Source organism: Pseudomonas sp. UBA3153 (assembly GCF_002364635.1).
GTDB lineage: Bacteria > Pseudomonadota > Gammaproteobacteria > Pseudomonadales > Pseudomonadaceae > Pseudomonas_O > Pseudomonas_O kuykendallii.
Window position 1 is genome coordinate 36699 of record NZ_DEYR01000036.1, and the last position, 19014, is coordinate 55712.

17 protein-coding genes and 2 tRNA genes are annotated in these 19014 nt (G+C 63.2%); 1 reads left to right on the top strand and 18 read right to left on the bottom strand.

Annotated features, from left to right (window positions below; translation table 11 throughout):
- Positions 1-13 precede the first annotated feature (13 nt).
- From truB to rlmE, 13 genes are all read right to left on the bottom strand, one after another.
- Positions 14-931 (bottom strand): tRNA pseudouridine(55) synthase TruB, encoded by a 918-nt coding sequence (gene truB / locus B2X67_RS09510; protein WP_286785329.1) that lies wholly within the window; start codon positions 929-931, stop codon positions 14-16.
- A gap of 3 nt (positions 932-934) precedes the next feature.
- Entirely contained in the window at positions 935-1318 is a 384-nt protein-coding gene (rbfA, locus tag B2X67_RS09515) for a 30S ribosome-binding factor RbfA (protein ID WP_090223609.1), read from the bottom strand.
- Positions 1319-1429: 111 nt separating this feature from the next.
- Positions 1430-3931, bottom strand: a complete 2502-nt coding sequence (gene infB / locus B2X67_RS09520; protein ID WP_286785330.1) for a translation initiation factor IF-2 — start codon at positions 3929-3931, stop codon at positions 1430-1432.
- Between the two features lie 26 nt (positions 3932-3957).
- The gene (gene nusA / locus B2X67_RS09525; RefSeq protein ID WP_273234266.1) at positions 3958-5439 is read right to left on the bottom strand and encodes a transcription termination factor NusA; all 1482 of its coding nucleotides are present in this window, start codon (positions 5437-5439) and stop codon (positions 3958-3960) included.
- A 48-nt stretch (positions 5440-5487) separates the two neighbouring features.
- Entirely contained in the window at positions 5488-5946 is a 459-nt protein-coding gene (gene rimP / locus B2X67_RS09530) for a ribosome maturation factor RimP (RefSeq protein WP_282339622.1), read from the bottom strand.
- A gap of 129 nt (positions 5947-6075) precedes the next feature.
- A tRNA-Met gene (locus tag B2X67_RS09535) sits at positions 6076-6152 on the bottom strand.
- A 96-nt stretch (positions 6153-6248) separates the two neighbouring features.
- Positions 6249-6334, bottom strand: a tRNA-Leu gene (locus tag B2X67_RS09540).
- Positions 6335-6346: 12 nt separating this feature from the next.
- Positions 6347-6733, bottom strand: a complete 387-nt coding sequence (secG, locus tag B2X67_RS09545; RefSeq protein ID WP_273234262.1) for a preprotein translocase subunit SecG — start codon at positions 6731-6733, stop codon at positions 6347-6349.
- 4 nt (positions 6734-6737) lie between these two features.
- Positions 6738-7493: a triose-phosphate isomerase gene (gene tpiA / locus B2X67_RS09550; RefSeq protein ID WP_286785331.1), complete on the bottom strand. Its 756-nt coding sequence runs from the start codon at positions 7491-7493 to the stop codon at positions 6738-6740.
- Positions 7494-7557: 64 nt separating this feature from the next.
- Positions 7558-8895 (bottom strand): phosphoglucosamine mutase, encoded by a 1338-nt coding sequence (glmM, locus tag B2X67_RS09555; protein WP_282339628.1) that lies wholly within the window; start codon positions 8893-8895, stop codon positions 7558-7560.
- A gap of 16 nt (positions 8896-8911) precedes the next feature.
- On the bottom strand, positions 8912-9763 hold the full coding sequence (folP, locus tag B2X67_RS09560; RefSeq protein ID WP_286785332.1) for a dihydropteroate synthase: 852 nt from the start codon (positions 9761-9763) through the stop codon (positions 8912-8914).
- Between the two features lie 7 nt (positions 9764-9770).
- Complete coding sequence (gene ftsH / locus B2X67_RS09565; RefSeq protein ID WP_282339631.1) at positions 9771-11687, bottom strand: ATP-dependent zinc metalloprotease FtsH; 1917 nt, start codon at positions 11685-11687, stop codon at positions 9771-9773.
- Positions 11688-11849: 162 nt separating this feature from the next.
- A complete protein-coding gene (gene rlmE / locus B2X67_RS09570) occupies positions 11850-12473 on the bottom strand; it encodes a 23S rRNA (uridine(2552)-2'-O)-methyltransferase RlmE (protein WP_090223625.1) in 624 nt (207 codons plus the stop codon).
- Between the two features lie 101 nt (positions 12474-12574).
- On the opposite strand from rlmE, the gene yhbY reads away from it, so the two are divergent.
- Positions 12575-12886: a ribosome assembly RNA-binding protein YhbY gene (gene yhbY, locus B2X67_RS09575; RefSeq protein WP_090223626.1), complete on the top strand. Its 312-nt coding sequence runs from the start codon at positions 12575-12577 to the stop codon at positions 12884-12886.
- A gap of 18 nt (positions 12887-12904) precedes the next feature.
- Here the strand turns inward: yhbY and B2X67_RS09580 are convergent, their stop codons facing one another.
- From B2X67_RS09580 to carA, 5 genes are read right to left on the bottom strand one after another with little or no spacing between them, the layout of a single operon-like run.
- Positions 12905-13279 (bottom strand): DUF4149 domain-containing protein, encoded by a 375-nt coding sequence (locus tag B2X67_RS09580; protein WP_312206580.1) that lies wholly within the window; start codon positions 13277-13279, stop codon positions 12905-12907.
- A gap of 34 nt (positions 13280-13313) precedes the next feature.
- A complete protein-coding gene (greA, locus tag B2X67_RS09585) occupies positions 13314-13790 on the bottom strand; it encodes a transcription elongation factor GreA (RefSeq protein ID WP_090223630.1) in 477 nt (158 codons plus the stop codon).
- On the bottom strand, positions 13787-17008 hold the full coding sequence (gene carB / locus B2X67_RS09590; RefSeq protein ID WP_286785333.1) for a carbamoyl-phosphate synthase large subunit: 3222 nt from the start codon (positions 17006-17008) through the stop codon (positions 13787-13789). Before carB ends, greA begins: the two co-directional genes overlap by 4 nt.
- A gap of 21 nt (positions 17009-17029) precedes the next feature.
- Entirely contained in the window at positions 17030-17683 is a 654-nt protein-coding gene (leuE, locus tag B2X67_RS09595) for a leucine efflux protein LeuE (RefSeq protein WP_286785370.1), read from the bottom strand.
- Positions 17684-17696: 13 nt separating this feature from the next.
- Positions 17697-18839, bottom strand: a complete 1143-nt coding sequence (carA, locus tag B2X67_RS09600) for a glutamine-hydrolyzing carbamoyl-phosphate synthase small subunit (RefSeq protein WP_286785334.1) — start codon at positions 18837-18839, stop codon at positions 17697-17699.
- Positions 18840-19014: the final 175 nt, after the last annotated feature.

The window sequence follows — 19014 nt, forward strand, 5'->3', positions numbered from 1 at the left end:
CACGCGGTATCGATCACTCCGATCGAATCAGTCGACGCGGCGCGATGCGCCCGTCTTCGCTCACTTCACCGATACCGATGAAGCGGCCATTGTGGTCCTGTACCCGCAACATGCCGAACTTCGGTGCCTCGGGGGCGCGAACCGGCTGGCCGTGCAGCCAGTAGTAGGCGCTGTGTTCCGACAGCTGGATCAGCGGCCAATGCTCCAGGCCGCTGTCCGACGGCAACAGGAACTGGTCCAGTGCCTCGGCGCCGCCTTCGGCATGCACCTGTTCCAGGGTTTCCAGGCTGATCGCCTGGGCCAGGGAGTAGGGGCCGGCCTGTGTTCTGCGCAGTTCGGCGACATGCGCCCCGCAGCCCAGTTGCTGACCAAGGTCCTCGACCAGCGTGCGAATGTAGGTGCCCTTGCTGCAGGCTACCGCCAGACGCGCCTTGTCGGCCTCGAAGTCGAGCAATTCCAGGCGCGCAATAGTAACAGAACGCGCCTCGCGCTCCACCACTTCGCCCGCCCGCGCCAGCTTGTACAGCGGCTGGCCATCGCGCTTGAGCGCCGAGTACATCGGCGGAATCTGCTGGATATCGCCCCGGAAGCCCGGCAGCGCGGCTTCCAGCGCCTCGCGACTGACGTCGACCGGCTGCCGATGGGTGACTTCACCCTCGGCATCGCCGGTGGTGGTGGTCACGCCGAGCTGGGCGACGGTTTCGTAACCCTTGTCGGCGTCCAGCAGGTACTGGGAAAACTTGGTCGCCTCGCCGAAGCACAGGGGCAGCACGCCGGTCGCCAGCGGGTCGAGGCTGCCGGTGTGGCCGGCCTTCTCCGCATTGAGCAGCCAGCGGACCTTCTGCAGCGCGGCGTTGGAGCTGAAGCCCCGCGGCTTGTCGAGCACCAGGATTCCGCTGACGTTGCGGCGGATTCGTTTCACCTGAGCCAAGGCTTACTCCTCGGACTCGCCGCTGTGCTTGCGGTCTTCCGCCACGGCACGCTCGATCAGCGCCGACAGCTCTACGCCGCGACGAATGCTGGCGTCGTAGTGGAAATGCATCTGCGGCACGGTGCGCAGCTTCATCGCCTTGCCCAGGTGCATGCGCAGGAAGCCGGCGGCGTCCTGCAGAATCTTCAGGTTCGACGCGATCTTGTCGTCGTCCTGCCCCATCACGGTGATGAACACCTTGGCGTGGGACAGATCGCGGCTGACCTCGACGGCGGTGATGGTCACCAGGCCGAGGCGCGGGTCCTTGATTTCACGCTGGATGAGCAGCGCCAGTTCGCGCTGCATCTGGTCGCCGATACGCTGGGTACGGCTGAATTCTTTGGCCATGTTCTGACTACCTGTACACCGGGCGGAAAGGGAAACCCGCCCGGTTCATAAGCGGCAAACGCCCGGTCAGGCAGAGCCGAACCGGGCGTTGCGTTGAGCGACGGAAGCAGCTTAGAGGCTGCGCGCCACCTGGACCTTCTCGAAGACTTCGATCTTGTCGCCGACCTTGACGTCGTTGTAGCTCTTCACGGCGATACCGCACTCCATGCCGGCCCGCACTTCGGACACGTCGTCCTTGAAGCGGCGCAGGGATTCCAGTTCGCCCTCGAAGATCACCACGTCGTCGCGCAGTACGCGGATCGGACGATTGCGGTGCACCAGACCCTCGGTGACCATGCAACCGGCGACCGCGCCGAATTTCGGCGAGCGGAACACGTCGCGAACTTCGGCGATACCGAGGATGTTCTCGCGAACATCGCTGCCAAGCATGCCGGTCAGGGCTTTCTTGACGTCTTCGATGATGTCGTAGATCACGTTGTAGTAACGCATGTCCAGGCCTTCGGCCTCGACGATCTTGCGAGCACCGGCGTCGGCACGCACGTTGAAGCCGAACAGCACCGCGTTGGAAGCCAGCGCCAGGTTGGCATCGGACTCGGTAATACCACCGACACCGCCGCCGACCACGCGCACCTGGACTTCGTCGTTGCCCAGGCCGCTGAGCGAACCCTGCAGCGCTTCCAGCGAACCACGGACGTCGGACTTGAGGACGATGTTGAGCGTCTTCTTCTCTTCCTGGCCCATGTTCTCGAAGATGTTTTCCAGCTTGCCCGCATGCGCACGAGCCAGCTTGACCTCGCGGAACTTGCCTTGACGGAACAGGGCAACCTCGCGGGCCTTCTTCTCGTCGGCGACCACGGTCATGTCGTCGCCAGCATCCGGAGTGCCGTCCAAGCCGAGGATCTCGACCGGAATCGACGGGCCGGCTTCCTTGATCGGCTTGCCGTTCTCGTCAAGCATGGCGCGCACGCGGCCAAAATTGACGCCGACCAGGACCATGTCGCCCTGACGCAGGGTGCCGTCCTGAACCAGCACAGTGGCTACCGGGCCACGGCCCTTGTCGAGACGGGATTCGACCACCACACCGCGGCCCGGGGCCGTCGGCGTAGCCTTGAGCTCGAGAACCTCGGCTTGCAGCAGTACGGCTTCCAGCAACTCGTCGACGCCGGTACCGGCCTTGGCCGAGACGCCCACGAAAGGCGCGTCGCCGCCCCACTCTTCCGGAATCACATCGAGCGCGGCCAGGCCGTTCTTGATGTTGTCCGGGTTGGCTTCCGGCTTGTCCATCTTGTTGATCGCGACCACGATCGGAACCCCGGCTGCCTTGGCATGCTGCACGGCTTCCTGGGTCTGCGGCATCACGCCGTCGTCGGCTGCCACCACGAGGATGACGATATCGGTAGCCTGGGCACCACGGGCACGCATCTGGGTGAACGCAGCGTGACCGGGGGTATCGAGGAAGGTGACCATGCCGCGGTCGGTTTCCACGTGGTAGGCACCGATGTGCTGGGTGATACCGCCGGCTTCGCCAGCGGCCACCTTGGCGCGACGAATATAGTCGAGCAGCGAGGTCTTGCCGTGGTCGACGTGACCCATGACGGTAACGACCGGCGCACGGTGGAAGGATTCACCTTCGAACTTCAGCGATTCGGCCAGTTGCTCTTCCAGGGCGTTGTCGCTGACCAGCTTGACCTTGTGGCCGAACTCTTCGGCGATCAGTTGGGCAGTCTCCTGATCCAGCACCTGGTTGATGGTCACCGGGGTGCCCATCTTGAACATGAACTTGACGATTTCAGCGCCCTTGACCGCCATCTGTGCAGCCAGGTCGGCCACGGTGATGGTTTCACCGATATTCACGTCGCGCACGATGGGTCCTGTTGGGCTCTGGAACCCATGCTGATTGCGTTTCTTCAGCTTCGCCTTGCCGCGGCCACCACGACGGCCAAAGCTGTCGCTTTCGTCGTCGGTGCTGCGTGGTGCGACACGCGGAGCGGGCACCTTGTCTTTCGGCGCGGGGCGATGCTGGGTGTGCTTGCGATCACGACGTTCGTCGTCATCGCTGCGCGCCTTCTCGGGGCGCCGCACTTCTTCCTTCTTGCGCTCTTCGACGGGTGCCGCAGCGACTGGAAGCTCGACGGAGACGACTTCGGCGACGGCCGCGGCAGGCACGGCTGCGCCCACTTCTTCGACGGAAGGTTGCGCCTGCTGGCGGCGCGCTTCTTCTTCGGCGCGACGCTTGGCTTCTTCCTCGGCCTTCAGGCGAGCCGCCTCTTCCGCAGCGCGCTGCTCTTCCAGCTCGCGTTGCTTCTCGGCTTCGATCTCGTCAGGGCTGCGCTTGACGTAGGTCTTCTTCTTGCGCACTTCGACGCTGATGGTCTTGCTACCGGCAACCCGCAGGGTCGTGGTGGTCTTGCGCTGCAAGGTGATCTTGCGCGGCTCTTCCAGTTTCTCGCCGTGGCTGCCCTTCAGATGGGCCAGCAGGGCCTGCTTTTCGTTATCGGTCACTACTTGCTCGGCGCTGGTGTGCGACAGACCTGCCTCACGCATCTGCAGCAGCAGGCGCTCGACCGGTGTGTCGACCACTTGGGCCAGTTCTTTCACCGTGACTTGCGTCATGCATCTCTCTCCTCGACCGCGACTGCTTACTCGAACCAATGGGCTCGGGCGGCCATGATCAGCTTGCCGGCACGCTCTTCATCCATGCCGTCTATGTCGAGCAAGTCGTCGATCGACTGCTCGGCCAAATCTTCGCGGGTGATGACCCCGCGCATTGCCAGTTCCAACGCCAGGTCCTTCTCCATACCCTCGAGCGAGAGCAGGTCTTCGGCCGGCTGGGCATCCGCCAACTTCTCTTCGTTGGCGATGGCCTTGGTCAGCAGGCGATCCTTGGCACGGGAACGCAGCTCATTGACGATGTCTTCGTCGAAGCCATCGATGTTGAGCATCTCTTCCATCGGCACGTAGGCGATCTCTTCCAGACTGGTGAAACCCTCTTCAACCAGTACCTGGGCGAGCTCCTCGTCGACTTCCAGTTCATCGATGAAGGCCTGCATGATGTCGCCGGTCTCGGCCTGCTGCTTGGCCTGGATATCGGCCTCGGTCATCACGTTCAGCGTCCAGCCGGTCAACTGACTGGCAAGGCGAACGTTCTGGCCGCCGCGCCCGATGGCCTGGGCGAGATTGTCTTCGCCAACGGCGATGTCCATCGCGTGGGCGTCTTCGTCGACGATGATCGCCGCCACTTCGGCCGGGGCCATGGCGTTGATCACGAACTGCGCGGCATTGTCGTCCCACAACACGATGTCGACACGCTCGCCGCCCAGTTCGCCGGACACCGCCTGCACGCGCGAACCGCGCATGCCGATGCAGGCGCCCTGCGGATCGATGCGCTTGTCCTTGGAGCGGACGGCGATCTTGGCGCGCGAACCCGGATCACGCGAGGCGGCCATCACTTCGATGAGCTCTTCGGCGATTTCCGGTACTTCAATGCGGAACAGCTCGATCAGCATCGCCGGCGCGGTGCGCGACAGGATCAACTGAGGACCACGGTTTTCGGCGCGAATTTCCTTGAGCAGCGCACGCACGCGGGCGCCGACTCGGAAAGTCTCACGCGGGATGATATCTTCGCGGGCCAGCAGCGCTTCGGCGTTGTTGCCGAGGTCGACGATGACGTTGTCGCGGGTGACCTTCTTCACGGTGCCGAAGATGATGTCGCCAACGCGGTCGCGATAGGCCTCGACCACTTGCGCACGCTCGGCTTCGCGCACCTTCTGCACGATGACCTGCTTGGCGGTCTGCGCAGCGATGCGGCCGAACTCGATGGAATCGATCTTCTCTTCGAACACGTCGCCGTACTGGGCGTCGGCCTTGCGCTCCTGCGCCTGGTCCAGGGTGTACTGGGCCGCCGGCTCCTCGAACTCCTCGTCGGGGACCACGGTCCAGCGACGGAACGTCTCGTAGTTACCGGTCTGGCGATTGATCTCCACCCGCAACTCGACGTCATCTTCATAGCGTTTCTTGGTCGCCGTGGCCAAGGCCAACTCAAGCGCCTCGAAAATCACACTGGCCGGTACGCCCTTTTCATTGGACACCGACTCAACAACCAGCAGTACTTCTTTGCTCATCGTACGCCTCGCCTCTCGCAATCCATTGGACCCGCGGGGATCCGCCCCTCAGTCAAAACGGGGAATAATGTTGGCTTTGTCGACCGAATCGATCGGCAACAGGTATTCGTGATCGTCGACCAGCACCACTACGTCCTGTTCTTCCGTACCGCGGAGGATGCCCTGAAAATTGCGCCGCCCCTCGAAGGGCGAACGCAGCTTGATCTTGACCTGCTCACCGGCATGAGCGGCGAACTGTTCCAAGGTGAACAGTGGCCGGTCCATTCCCGGAGAGGAGACTTCGAGGGTGTACTCGCTGGCGATGGGATCTTCCACATCGAGCACGCCGCTGATCTGGCGACTGACCTTTTCGCAGTCCTCGACCAGAATTCCATCGGCGCTATCGATATAGACCCGCAGCAGCGAATGCTTACCCTGAGAAATGAATTCGACGCCCCAGCATTGGTAACCCAGGGCTTCCACTACCGGCGCCAACATGGCCTGCAACTGTTCTAGCTTGCTCGACACGAAAGCCCCTCGCGCATGCTGTGCAAATAAAAAATGGGCGAAACGCCCATCCCTTGAAGCCGCCTGGAGTTGCCCGGCGGCAGACTGTCCAGCTAGCAAAAAGCCCCTGAAAAGGGGCTTCGCTACTACTGGTTGCGGGGGCTGGATTTGAACCAACGACCTTCGGGTTATGAGCCCGACGAGCTACCAAACTGCTCCACCCCGCGACAAAGCTGGGGCGAAAGTATACGGTTATTTACCCTTTCAGGTCAACCGAACCTCCGCTAACAGCAAAGCCCGCTATTGCGGGCTTTGCTGAGTATTGGTACCGAGGAGGGGACTCGAACCCCTACAGCCTATGGCCACTACCACCTCAAGGTAGCGTGTCTACCAATTCCACCACCTCGGCAAAACTTGCCTTCTACTTCTGCTCTGGAGCCTGAGGTACGTCAGCGCCATCGTTGGCCGCTGGCTTTTGCTCTTCGAGCACCGGCACATCACTTGCTGCCGATTCTTTCTTCTGCACTTCCATGACCGCCGGATCAGGCAGGCCGACGTTAGTCAGCGCTTCAGCCTTTTCCTTAGCAAAGTAACCTAAGCCCAAGCTGGTCAAGAAAAAAACGGTGGCCAGTATAGCAGTAACTCGACTCAGAAAGGTAGAGGAACCTTGGCCGCCAAATACAGTTGCGGAAGCACCGGAGCCAAAAGAGGCACCCGCATCCGCACCTTTCCCCTGCTGCAGAAGCACCAGGGCGATAACGCTCAGAGCCCCCAGCAGGTGAACAACGATTACGACAGTTTGCAGCATTTCATCAGCATCCCGCGGCGCGACAGATCGCACCGAATTCATCCGCATTCAAGGAGGCACCACCAATCAGCCCCCCATCGATATCCGCCATGCCAAACAGCTCGGCGGCATTGGTGGCCTTGACGCTGCCGCCGTAAAGAATCCTCATACCCTGCGCCACTTCGGTGCTCTCACCCGCCAACTGCGCGCGAATCGCCGCATGGACCGCTTGCGCCTGGGCCGGCGTCGCAGTTAGTCCGGTACCAATGGCCCAGACCGGCTCATAGGCGATCACCGCATTGAAGAAGGCACCGATACCCAATTCATGGATGATGCTGCCCAACTGCTCGGACACCACTTCGAGCGTCCGTCCCGCCTGACGCTGCTCCAGCGTCTCGCCGACACAGAGGATGGGCACCAACCCATGCGACTGCGCCGCGATGAACTTGCGGCTGAGCAACTCGTCACTCTCGCCGAACAGCTGGCGGCGCTCGGAATGCCCGATCAACACCAGCTTGCAACCTGCATCAGCCAACTGAGCCGCGGAAACTTCTCCCGTCAGCGCACCTTGCCAAGGCTCTTTCGCGCAGTTTTGCGCACCGACCGCTATGGGCGAATCGGCGAGAACCTCGAGCACGCGCTCTACATGGAGAAAAGGCGGCAGTACGGCGACTTCGACCGAATCCGGTATCGCCAGCTGGCGAACACCTTGGGCGAGCGCATCAGCGCTGGCGCGGGTACCGTGCATTTTCCAGTTACCAGCAACCATCGGGCGACGCATGCTCAACCTCGTCGATCAAAGTGGGCGCAGATGTTAACCAAGAGCTTGCGGACTGGCAAGCGAATCAAGCACATACCTCTGTCACGACCTTCGCCAGCTCATCGGCGTAGCCGCGCACTTGGGCTTCATCGTCACCTTCGACCATCACCCGCACCAGCGGCTCGGTGCCCGACTTGCGCAACAGCACGCGGCCGCGCCCCGCCATGCGCTCCTGAACACGCTCGCAGGCGTCCTGGACAGCCGGGTGCTCGACCGGATCCAGATCGCCGGAAAAACGCACGTTGACCAGAACCTGCGGGCACTTGCGCAGTGCCTGGCGCGCTTCGGCCAGCGTCTGCCCGCGACGCTTGAGCGCCATCAGCACCTGCAGTGCGGCGATGATCGCGTCGCCGGTGGTGGTGTACTGGCAGCAGACGATGTGCCCGGAGTTCTCGCCACCCAGCTGCCAGCCACGCGACAGCAGCTCGCTCATCACGTACCGGTCGCCCACCTTGGCGCGCACGAACGGAATGTCCAGCTCCTTGAATGCAAGTTCGAGCCCCAGGTTGCTCATCAGGGTGCCGACTACCCCCCCCTGCAACCGACCCTGCTCGCGCAGATCGCGAGCGATCACGTAGAGCAGCTCGTCACCGTCGACGATGGCACCGGTGTGATCGACCATCAGCACGCGATCGCCGTCGCCATCGAAGGCGATGCCGAGGTCGGCGTGCTGCTCGATGACGGTCGCCTGCAACGACTCCACATGGGTCGAACCGCACTGGTCGTTTATGTTCAGGCCATTGGGCTGGGCGGCAAGGACGCTGACCTCGGCACCCAACTCGCGGAACACGTTCGGCGCCACCTTGTAGGTCGCCCCGTGGGCACAGTCGACGACGATCTTCAGCCCGGCGAAATCGGTACTGGTCGGCACGCTGCTCTTGCAGAACTCGATGTAGCGTCCGGCGGCGTCGTTGATCCGCGAGACCTTGCCCAGCTTGGCGGAATCCACCACCACCATCGGCGTATCGAGCAGTTCCTCGATCATCAGTTCTACCTCGTCGGGCAGCTTGGTGCCGTGGCCGGAGAAGAACTTGATGCCGTTGTCGTAGTGCGGGTTGTGCGAGGCGCTGATGACGATACCCGCCTCGGCGTGGAAGGTGCGGGTCAGATAGGCAATGGCGGGTGTCGGCATGGGCCCGAGCAGCAACACATCGGCGCCGGCCGCGGACAACCCGGCCTCCAGCGCGGATTCGAACATGTACCCGGAGATGCGCGTGTCCTTGCCCACCAGAATCCGGCAGGCGCCCTGGCGACGGAACGCCATTCCAGCGGCCCAGCCGAGCTTGAGCATGAAGTCCGGCGTAATGGGAAATTGCCCGACCAGTCCGCGAATACCGTCGGTGCCGAAATACTTTCTGCTCATAACCGCTCCATCAAATTCATTCCGCCGCTTCCACCGCGGCGATCATTCGAACCACATCGACCGTCTCGGCGACGTCATGCACCCGCAGGATATGGGCGCCCTTGGCCACCGCAAGGGCCGCCAGGGCCAGGCCACCATACAGGCGGCCTTCGACGCCACATCCAAGCGCCTGGCCGATCATGCTCTTGCGCGAGACGCCCACCAGCAGCGGTAGCCCGAACCGCAACAGGGCGTCGAGGTGCTTGAACAGGCTCAAATTATGCGCCAGGTTCTTGGCAAAGCCGAACCCAGGATCGAGGAGCAGCCTTTCACGGCCGATTCCCGCGGCCTCGCACAGCGCGACGCGCGCCCCCAGATAGTCACAGACCTCTTCGACGACATCCCCATAAGCCGGACGGTCCTGCATGGTCGCCGGCTCGCCACGCATATGCATCAGGCAGACCGCCAGGCCACTCTCGGCAGCCGCCTGCAGGGCGCCCTCGCGACTCAGCGAACGCACGTCGTTGATCAAGCCCGCACCCTGCCGGGCGCTTTCGCGCATCACCTGGGGGGTGGAGGTATCCACCGAGATGATCACGTCGAGCTCGGCCGCGATCGCCTGGACGACCGGAATGACGCGCTCGAGCTCATCGTCGACGGATACGATGGCGGCGCCCGGACGGGTCGACTCGCCACCGACATCGATCAGCGTCGCCCCCGCTGCAACCATCGCTTCGGCGTGCCGCAACGCATCGTCGAGCGCATTGAAGCGGCCGCCGTCGGAAAAGGAATCGGGGGTAACGTTGAGAATGCCCATGACATGCGGGCGGCTTAAATCAAGAACCCGGTTGCCGCAAGGCAACCGGGTCTGGTTTTGCTGAAAGATCATGACTGCCTTAGTGTTCGCCGGCCGGACCACCGATCGGGGTTTCCGGGCGATCACCCTCAGGGCGTGTCACGGTCGGACCCGAGGCGCCGCCCGTACCGTCCTGCCAGTCACGCGGCTCGCGCGGTATACGACCGGCCATGATGTCGTCGATCTGGTCGGCATCGATGGTTTCGTACTTCATCAGCGCTTCGGCCATGCGATCGAGCTTGTCGCGGTTCTCCACCAGAAGCTGCTTGGCGGTGCCGTAGCAGGTGTCGATGATGCTGCGGATTTCCAGATCGATCAGCTTGGCGGTATCCGCTGACATGCTGGCGTTCTGGCTGCTGCCGCCACGACCGAGGTAACCCTCGTTCTCGTCCTCGGCATACATCAGCGGGCCGAGCTTCTCGGACAGGCCCCACTTGGTGACCATGTTCTTCGCCAACTGGGTGGCGCGCATGATGTCGTTCGAGGCACCGGTGGTGACGCCGTCGAAGCCCAGCGTCATCTCTTCGGCGATACGGCCGCCGAACAGCGAGCAGATCTGGCCGATCAGCGCACGCTTGGACAGGCTGTAGCGGTCTTCCTCGGGGAGGAACATGGTCACGCCCAGAGCGCGGCCACGCGGGATGATCGAGACCTTGTAGACCGGATCATGCTCGGGAACCAGGCGCCCTACGATGGCATGGCCGGCTTCGTGGTAGGCCGTATTGAGCTTTTCCTTGTCCGACATGACCATGGTCTTGCGCTCGGCCCCCATCATGATCTTGTCTTTGGCCAGCTCGAATTCCTTCATGTCGACGACACGCTTGCCGGAGCGCGCGGCGAACAGCGACGCCTCGTTGACCAGGTTGGCCAGATCGGCGCCGGAGAAGCCCGGCGTACCGCGCGCGATGACCGCTGCCTTGACGTTCTCGCCCATCGGCACCTTGCGCATGTGCACGTTGAGGATCTGCTCGCGGCCACGGATGTCCGGCAGGCCGACCACCACCTGGCGGTCGAAACGGCCCGGACGCAGCAGCGCGGGGTCGAGTACGTCGGGACGGTTGGTCGCGGCGATGACGATAATGCCGTCGTTCATCTCGAAGCCGTCCATCTCAACCAGCAACTGGTTGAGGGTTTGCTCGCGCTCGTCGTGACCGCCGCCCATGCCGGCGCCACGGTGGCGGCCGACGGCATCGATCTCGTCGATGAAGATGATGCAGGGCGCGTGTTTCTTCGCCTGGTCGAACATGTCACGAACGCGGGATGCACCCACGCCGACGAACATCTCGACGAAGTCGGAACCGGAAATGGTGAAGAACGGCACCTTGGCCTCGCCGGCAACGGCTTTGGCCAGCAGCGTCTTGCCGGTACCCGGCGAGCCGACCATCAGCACGCCGCGCGGAATACGCCCGCCCAGGCGCTGGAACTTGCCCGGATCGCGCAGGAACTCGACCAGCTCGCTGACCTCCTCCTTGGCCTCGTCGCACCCGGCGACGTCGGCGAAGGTGGTTTTCACCTGGTCCTCGGAGAGCAGGCGCGCCTTGGACTTGCCGAAGCTCATCGGCCCACCCTTGCCGCCGGCGCCGCCCTGCATCTGGCGCATGAAGAACATGAACACCGCGATGATCACCAGGATCGGGAAGCTCGCCACCAGCAGTTGAGTCCAAATGCTCTGCTGCTCGGGCTGCTTGCCTTCGATGACCACGTTGTTGTCGATCAGGTCACCGATCAGACCGCCGTCCTGGATCGCCGGGCGGATGGTCTTGAAGGTATCGCCGTCGGCACGCTTGCCGGTGATGACGTAGCCATCCACGGTGACGCGCTCGACCTTGCCGTCCTTGACCTGCCCGATGAAGTCCGAGTAGTTCAGCGTCTGCGGCTCGGTGGGGCTGGAGAAGTTGTTCATCACGGTCACCAGGACGGCCGCGATGATCAACCACAGAATCAGATTCTTTGCCATGTCGTTCAATTCTCTAACCCTCTGGAGCAGGCCAATTCGACCTCGTACCCGCATGACGGCTGGTTGGTAACCCGCCTAACTTACTATACAACCCCACCCCGGGCGGGAGGTGTCTGTAACCCTTTATATCGTTGAGACTGCCAGAAAAGCGCTTTAGTGCAATCACTCTCCGCGGAAACCGCGGGCCAGCAGGTACTGCTCACGGGAGCGATCGCGAGAGGACAGCGGCTTGCGCATCTGCACCTTGTCGAACTGCTCGCGAACCTGCTTGTGGTAAAGATCGAAACCTTCACCCTGGAAAATCTTGATCAGGAAATCGCCACCCGGACGCAATACCCGGCCGGCGAGATCCAGTGCCAGCTCGCACAGATACATGGCGCGCGGCTGATCAGAAGCTCTCACTCCACTCATATTGGGGGCCATGTCGGAAATCACAAGGTCCACCGGGTTTTCGCCAATGGCTTCGAGGATACGGGCGAACACCGCATCGTCGGTGAAGTCACCCTGAATGAAGGTCACGTCGGGGATGCTATCCATCTCCAGGATGTCGGAGGCGATTAACCGGCCACGGTCGCCAATGACCCGGCTGGTGACCTGCGACCACCCTCCGGGCGCCGCGCCGAGATCGACGACGGTGATACCGGGACGCAGGATGCGGTCCTTCTCCTGGATTTCCAGCAGCTTGTAGCTGGCGCGCGAACGGTAGCCGTCCTTCTGCGCCATCTTCACGTAGGGGTCGTCGAAATGTTCTTTCAGCCAACGAGGGCTAGTCTTGGAACGGGCCACGAGGCACCTCGGGTAACGAATGTGATTGGCTGAGCGCGGCCCGAATCGCTCGGGTAAACTACGCCACTTTTTTGCAAAACGAATCGAACAGGGGTCGGATTATGGCGCTCACTCAAGAGCAGAAGAAGCAATACAAATCTATCGGCCACCACCTGAAACCGGTATTGATCGTCGCCGAGAACGGCCTCAGCGAAGGCGTCGCCGCCGAGCTCGACCGCGCGCTGAACGATCACGAGCTGATCAAGGTGCAGTTCCGCATCACCGAACGCGAAGAACGTATCGCCCTGATCGAAGCGGTGTGCAAGAGCGGCCGGGCCCAGCTGGTGCAGATGATCGGCAAGATGGCGCTCATCTATCGCAAGAACCCGCAGCCGAACAAGAACCTCTCCAACCTGCACCGCCACCAGGCCTGACACCGCCAGGCGGAGCCTTCAGCTCCGCGGCTGGCCCGGCACCGGCTGCAACACCAGCAGCGCACCGCAAAAACCCAACAGCAGGTAGACGAAGCGCGGGGCGAACTCCGCGCCGGGCAAGCCTGCGCGCAGCAGCGGGTAGGTTGCCGAGATCAGCAGGATACCCAGCAGCAGCCGACCGCGCGTTTGCTGCCACAGGCTCGGGAAACCCTCGGCCTGCGCCAGGATCAAGCCCTGCAGCACCACGCAGAACGCCGCGAAGGCTACCAGCAGTGCACGCAGCCCGGCGCCAACCTCCTCGACCAGCAAGGGCGCCAGACCGATGCGCTGCAGCGCGGGCACCATCACGAAGTGCAGCAGCCACAGGCCGCCGACCCAGAAGGTCTGCGCCAACCGCCAGGCGGCGGCGCCGGCCCGCAGGCGCAGGTCAGATATGGCGAACCTCGACGATCTCGTACTCGACCAGACCGCTGGGCGTCTTCACGCCCACGGCGTCGCCTTCTAGCTTGCCGATCAGCGCCCGGGCTATCGGTGAACTGACCGACAGCTTGCCCTGCTTCACGTCGGCCTCGTCCTCGCCGACGATCTGGTAGGTGACGCTCTCGTCGGTCTCGACATTGGCGATCTCCACGGTGCTGCCGAAGATCACCTTGCCGGTGTGCTCGATGGTCGTCACATCGATCACCACCGAGTTCTGCAGGCGGCCTTCGATGTCGCGGATGCGCGCCTCGACCATGCCCTGCTGCTCGCGGGCGGCGTGGTATTCGGCGTTTTCCTTGAGGTCACCCAGCTCGCGAGCGGTGCCGATGTCCTGGCTCAGCTTCGGACGGACGACCTTGGTCAGGTGGGCGAGTTCTTCTTCCAGGGCGCGAGCGCCCTGCACGGTCATGGGGTACTTGGTCATGCGTTGATTCCTGCGTGAAGGTCCTGCAGACGGCGCACGGTCTTTTCTGGACCGAATTTGAGCGCTTCACAGATCGCCTGGCCACCGGCGATGGTGGTGGTGATGCAGATCTTGTGCTGCAGGGCGTTACGACGGATGGAATAGGAGTCGGCGATGGATTGGCGACCCTCGGTGGTGTTGATGATCAGGGTGACTTCGTCGTTCTTGATCATGTCGACCACGTGAGGACGGCCCTCGGTCACCTTGTTGACGCGCCGCACCGGCAGGCCGGCGGCCTCGATGATACGCGCCGTGCCGGCGGTGGCGACTACTTCGAAGCCGAGACCGAGCAGGTCGCGGGCAACCTGCTCGACGAACGGCTTGTCGTCGTCGCGCACGCTGATGAAGGCGCAGCCGGCGTTCGGCAGGATTTCGCTGGCGCCCAGCTGGGCCTTGGCGAAGGCCTCGGCGAAGTTGTCGCCGACACCCATCACTTCGCCGGTGGATTTCATCTCGGGGCCGAGGATCGGGTCCACGCCGGGGAACTTGGCGAAGGGGAACACCGCTTCCTTGACGCTGAAGAACGGCGGGATGATCTCGGTGGTGAAGCCGATTTCCTTGAGCGACTTGCCGGCCATGACCCGCGCGGCGATCTTCGCCAGCGAGGTGCCGATGCACTTGGACACGAACGGCACGGTGCGCGAGGCACGCGGGTTCACTTCGAGCACGTAGATATCTTCGCCCTGGACGGCCATCTGCACGTTCATCAGGCCGATCACGCCGAGCTCCAGCGCCATCTTCTTGACCTGGCTGCGGATCTCGTCCTGGATCGCCATCGGCAGCGAGTACGGCGGCAGCGAGCACGCCGAGTCGCCGGAGTGAACGCCGGCCTGCTCGATGTGCTGCATGATCGCACCGATCACCACATCTTCGCCGTCGCATACGGCGTCGATGTCGACCTCGATGGCGCAGTTGAGGAAGTGGTCGAGCAGCACCGGGCTGTCGTTGGACACCTGCACCGCCTCACGCATGTAGCGCTTGAGCTCATCCTCTTCGTAAACGATCTCCATCGCGCGGCCGCCCAGCACGTAGGACGGGCGCACCACCAGCGGGTAACCGATGCGCTTGGACGCGGCGATCGCCTCGTCTTCGCTGCGCGCGGTGGCGTTCGGCGGCTGGCGCAGGTTCAGGCGCTCGACCATCTGCTGGAAGCGCTCGCGGTCTTCGGCGCGGTCGATGGCGTCCGGGCTGGTGCCGATGATCGGCACGCCGGCTTCTTCCAGCGCGCGGCAGATCTTCAGCGGAGTCTGCCCGCCGTACTGAACGATCACGCCTTTCGGCTGCTCGACGCGGACGATTTCCAGCACGTCCTCCAGGGTCACCGGTTCGAAGTACAGGCGGTCCGAGGTGTCGTAGTCCGTGGAAACGGTCTCCGGGTTGCAGTTGACCATGATGGTCTCGTAGCCGTCTTCACGCATCGCCAGCGCCGCGTGCACGCAGCAGTAGTCGAACTCGATGCCCTGGCCGATACGGTTCGGCCCGCCGCCGATCACCATGATCTTGTCGCGGGTCGACGGATTGGCCTCGCACTCTTCCTCGTAGGTCGAGTAGAGGTAGGCGGTATCGGTGGCGAACTCGGCGGCGCAGGTATCGACGCGCTTGTACACCGGCAGCACCTTCAGCTTGTGACGGTGGCTACGCAGGTTCTTCTCGGTAACACCGAGCAGCTTGGCCAGGCGGGCGTCGGAGAAGCCCTTGCGCTTGAGCCGGCGCATCAGCTCGTAGTCGATGCTGGAAAGGCCGAGGGTCTTGACCTTCTCCTCCTCCTTGACCAGGTCCTCGATCTGCACGAGGAACCAGGGATCGATCTTGGTCAGGCCGAAGATCTTCTCCATCGAGTAGCCGGCGCGGAAGGCATCGGCGAGGTACCAGACGCGGTCGGCGCTGGGCACGGTCAGTTCGCGCTTGAGGATGCTGTCGGCTTCCGGATTGCTCAGGTCGAGCTTCGGATCGAAGCCGGCGGCACCGACCTCGAGGCCGCGCAGCGCCTTGTGCATGGACTCCTGGAAGGTGCGGCCGATGGCCATGACTTCACCGACGGACTTCATCTGGGTGGTCAGGCGGGCGTCGGCCTTGGGGAATTTCTCGAAGGCGAAACGCGGGATCTTGGTGACGACGTAATCGATGGCCGGCTCGAACGAAGCCGGGGTGCGACCGCCGGTGATGTCGTTCTGCAGTTCGTCGAGGGTGTAACCGACGGCCAGCTTGGCGGCGATCTTGGCGATCGGGAAGCCGGTGGCCTTGGAAGCCAGTGCCGAGGAGCGCGACACGCGCGGGTTCATCTCGATGACGACCATGCGGCCGGTGTCCGGGCAGATGCCGAACTGCACGTTGGAGCCGCCGGTTTCCACGCCGATCTCGCGCAGCACCGCCAGGGAGGCGTTGCGCAGGATCTGGTATTCCTTGTCAGTCAGGGTCTGCGCCGGCGCCACGGTGATCGAGTCGCCGGTGTGCACGCCCATCGGGTCGAAGTTCTCGATGGAGCAGACGATGATGCAGTTATCCTTCTTGTCGCGGACCACCTCCATCTCGTACTCCTTCCAGCCGATCAGCGATTCGTCGATCAACAGTTCGGAAGTCGGCGACAGGTCAAGGCCGCGGGCGCAGATTTCCTCGAACTCCTCGCGGTTGTAGGCAATGCCGCCACCGGTGCCGCCCATGGTGAAGGACGGCCGGATGATGCACGGGAAGCCGACCTTGTCGAGGACGCCGTAGGCTTCTTCCATGTTGTGGGCGATGCCGGAAACCGGACAGGCCAGGCCGATGTCCTTCATCGCCTTGTCGAAGCGCGAGCGGTCTTCGGCCTTGTCGATGGTGTCGGCGTTGGCACCGATCATCTCGACGCCGAACTTTTCCAGGACGCCGTGTTTTTCCAGGTCGAGCGCGCAGTTCAGCGCGGTCTGGCCACCCATCGTCGGCAGCAGCGCGTCGGGGCGCTCCTTCTCGATGATCTTGGCCACGGTGGCCCACTTGATCGGCTCGATGTAGGTGGCGTCGGCCATGGCCGGGTCGGTCATGATGGTGGCCGGGTTGGAGTTCACCAGGATGACGCGGAAACCCTCTTCCTTCAGCGCCTTGCACGCCTGCGCGCCGGAGTAGTCGAACTCGCAGGCCTGGCCGATGACGATGGGGCCGGCGCCGAGGATCAGGATGCTTTTGATGTCTGTACGCTTGGGCATGGGACTCTCGTGCTCTACAAATCAGGTCAGGGTTGCGCCGGCCAGCTTGATGCCGAAACCGACGAACATGGCGCCCACGCCGGAGGTGGCTCCGGCAGACAGGCGTTGGCGCTGGCGGAACCACTCGGCCAGACGCACACCGCAAAAAATCAGGAAACTCAGGTACAGGAAGCTGATCGCTTCGAGGATGGTTCCCAGCACCAGGAACGACAGACCGGGGTAGGCATAGGCCGGGTCGACGAACTGGATGAAGAAGGAGATGAAAAACAGGATCGCCTTCGGGTTGGACAGGCTGAGGAACAGCGCACGACCGAACGGGTTGTTCACCGGCTCATGGCTCTCCAGCGCCTGCGACGACACTTCCGGCGCATGCAGCTTGCGCCAGGCGCCGCGCAGCATGCCGATGCCGAGATAGAACAGATAGGCCGCGCCCAGGTACTTGAGCACCACGAACAGCATCGGCACGGTCTTCAGCAGCGAGGCGATACCCAGCGCCGAGAGCAGCATCAGGATCGCGTCACCGAGGAACACCGCGCTGGCCGCCCTGTAGCCGCGCGCCACGCCATGCTGCGCCGAGGTGGCGAGCACGAACAGCGAGTTCGGCCCCGGCAGCAGGACGACGAACAACGCACCCAGCACGTAGGTACAGAGGTCGGTGATTCCCAGGCTTGGCAGCATCTCGTCTACCTCAGCGGCGCTCGGCCATGGCCGCGATGAAACGGTCGAACAGCGGCGCCACGTCATGCGGGCCGGGGCTCGCTTCCGGGTGACCCTGGAAGCTGAAGGCGACCTTGTCGGTACGCTCGATGCCCTGCAGGGTGCCGTCGAACAGCGACTTGTGGGTCGCCCGCACGTTGGCCGGCAGGCTCGCCTCGTCCACCGCGAAACCGTGGTTCTGGCTGGTGATCATCACCACGCCGGTCTTCAGATCCTGCACCGGATGGTTGGCGCCGTGGTGGCCGTTGGGCATCTTCACGGTCTTCGCGCCGGAGGCCAGCGCCAGCAGTTGGTGACCCAGGCAGATGCCGAACACCGGGATCTCGGTCTGCAGGACTTCCTGGATGGCCGAGATCGCGTAGTCGCACGGCTCCGGATCGCCCGGGCCGTTGGCCAGGAACACGCCGTCCGGGTTCAGCGCCAGGGCTTCGCTGGCGGGCGTTTGCGCCGGCAGCACGGTGATCCGGCAGCCACGCGCCACCAGCATGCGCAGGATGTTGGTCTTCACGCCGAAATCATAGGCGACCACATGATACGGCAGCTCGTCGGCGGGGATCTCCGCGTGATCGTCGGTGCCCAGGCTCCAGACGCTGGAACGCCACTCGTAACGCTGCTTGACCGACACTTCCTTCGCCAGGTCCATGCCCTTGAGGCCAGGGAAGCTGCGTGCCAGCTCGAGCGCGCGCTCTTCGGTGGCGTCTTCGCCGGCGAGGATGCAGCCGTTCTGTGCGCCTTTCTCACGCAGGATGCGGGTCAGGCGGCGGGTATCGATACCGGCGATCGCGACAGTGCCGCTGGCTTCGAGGTAGTCGGGCAGCGACTGCTTGTTGCGCCAGTTGCTGGCCAGCAGCGGCAGGTCGCGGATCACCAGACCAGCGGCCCAGACCTGGCCCGATTCGGCGTCCTGCGGCGTGGTGCCGGTGTTGCCGATGTGCGGATAGGTCAGGGTGACGATCTGCTGGGCGTAGGATGGATCGGTGAGGATTTCCTGATAGCCGGTCATGGCGGTGTTGAACACCACTTCGCCGACGGTTTGCCCGTTGGCGCCAATGGATTCGCCGCGAAAAATGCTGCCGTCGGCGAGGGCCAGAATGGCAGGTTTAGGGGCAGGCATAGTCAGAAGACCTCCGGTAGATCAGGGCTGGAGCAAAACGCAGGTTGTAAAAAAGCGGGATGACGTGTGAAGGTCATCCCGCTTTTTTGTTAATAGCCATCTGCGTAACTTTTAGTGGGCACACTAAAGCGGGCAGCTTACAGAAAAAGCCTTTCCCGGTCCAGCCGAAACCCGG

Coding starts and splice junctions, on each gene's coding strand:
- rbfA (WP_090223609.1), bottom strand. CDS start 1,318: ATGGCCAAAGAATTCAGCCGTACCCAGCGTATCGGCGACCAGATGCAG.
- infB (WP_286785330.1), bottom strand. CDS start 3,931: ATGACGCAAGTCACGGTGAAAGAACTGGCCCAAGTGGTCGACACACCG.
- nusA (WP_273234266.1), bottom strand. CDS start 5,439: ATGAGCAAAGAAGTACTGCTGGTTGTTGAGTCGGTGTCCAATGAAAAG.
- secG (WP_273234262.1), bottom strand. CDS start 6,733: ATGCTGCAAACTGTCGTAATCGTTGTTCACCTGCTGGGGGCTCTGAGC.
- tpiA (WP_286785331.1), bottom strand. CDS start 7,493: ATGCGTCGCCCGATGGTTGCTGGTAACTGGAAAATGCACGGTACCCGC.
- glmM (WP_282339628.1), bottom strand. CDS start 8,895: ATGAGCAGAAAGTATTTCGGCACCGACGGTATTCGCGGACTGGTCGGG.
- folP (WP_286785332.1), bottom strand. CDS start 9,763: ATGATCTTTCAGCAAAACCAGACCCGGTTGCCTTGCGGCAACCGGGTT.
- ftsH (WP_282339631.1), bottom strand. CDS start 11,687: ATGGCAAAGAATCTGATTCTGTGGTTGATCATCGCGGCCGTCCTGGTG.
- yhbY (WP_090223626.1), top strand. CDS start 12,575: ATGGCGCTCACTCAAGAGCAGAAGAAGCAATACAAATCTATCGGCCAC.
- greA (WP_090223630.1), bottom strand. CDS start 13,790: ATGACCAAGTACCCCATGACCGTGCAGGGCGCTCGCGCCCTGGAAGAA.
- carB (WP_286785333.1), bottom strand. CDS start 17,008: ATGCCCAAGCGTACAGACATCAAAAGCATCCTGATCCTCGGCGCCGGC.
- carA (WP_286785334.1), bottom strand. CDS start 18,839: ATGCCTGCCCCTAAACCTGCCATTCTGGCCCTCGCCGACGGCAGCATT.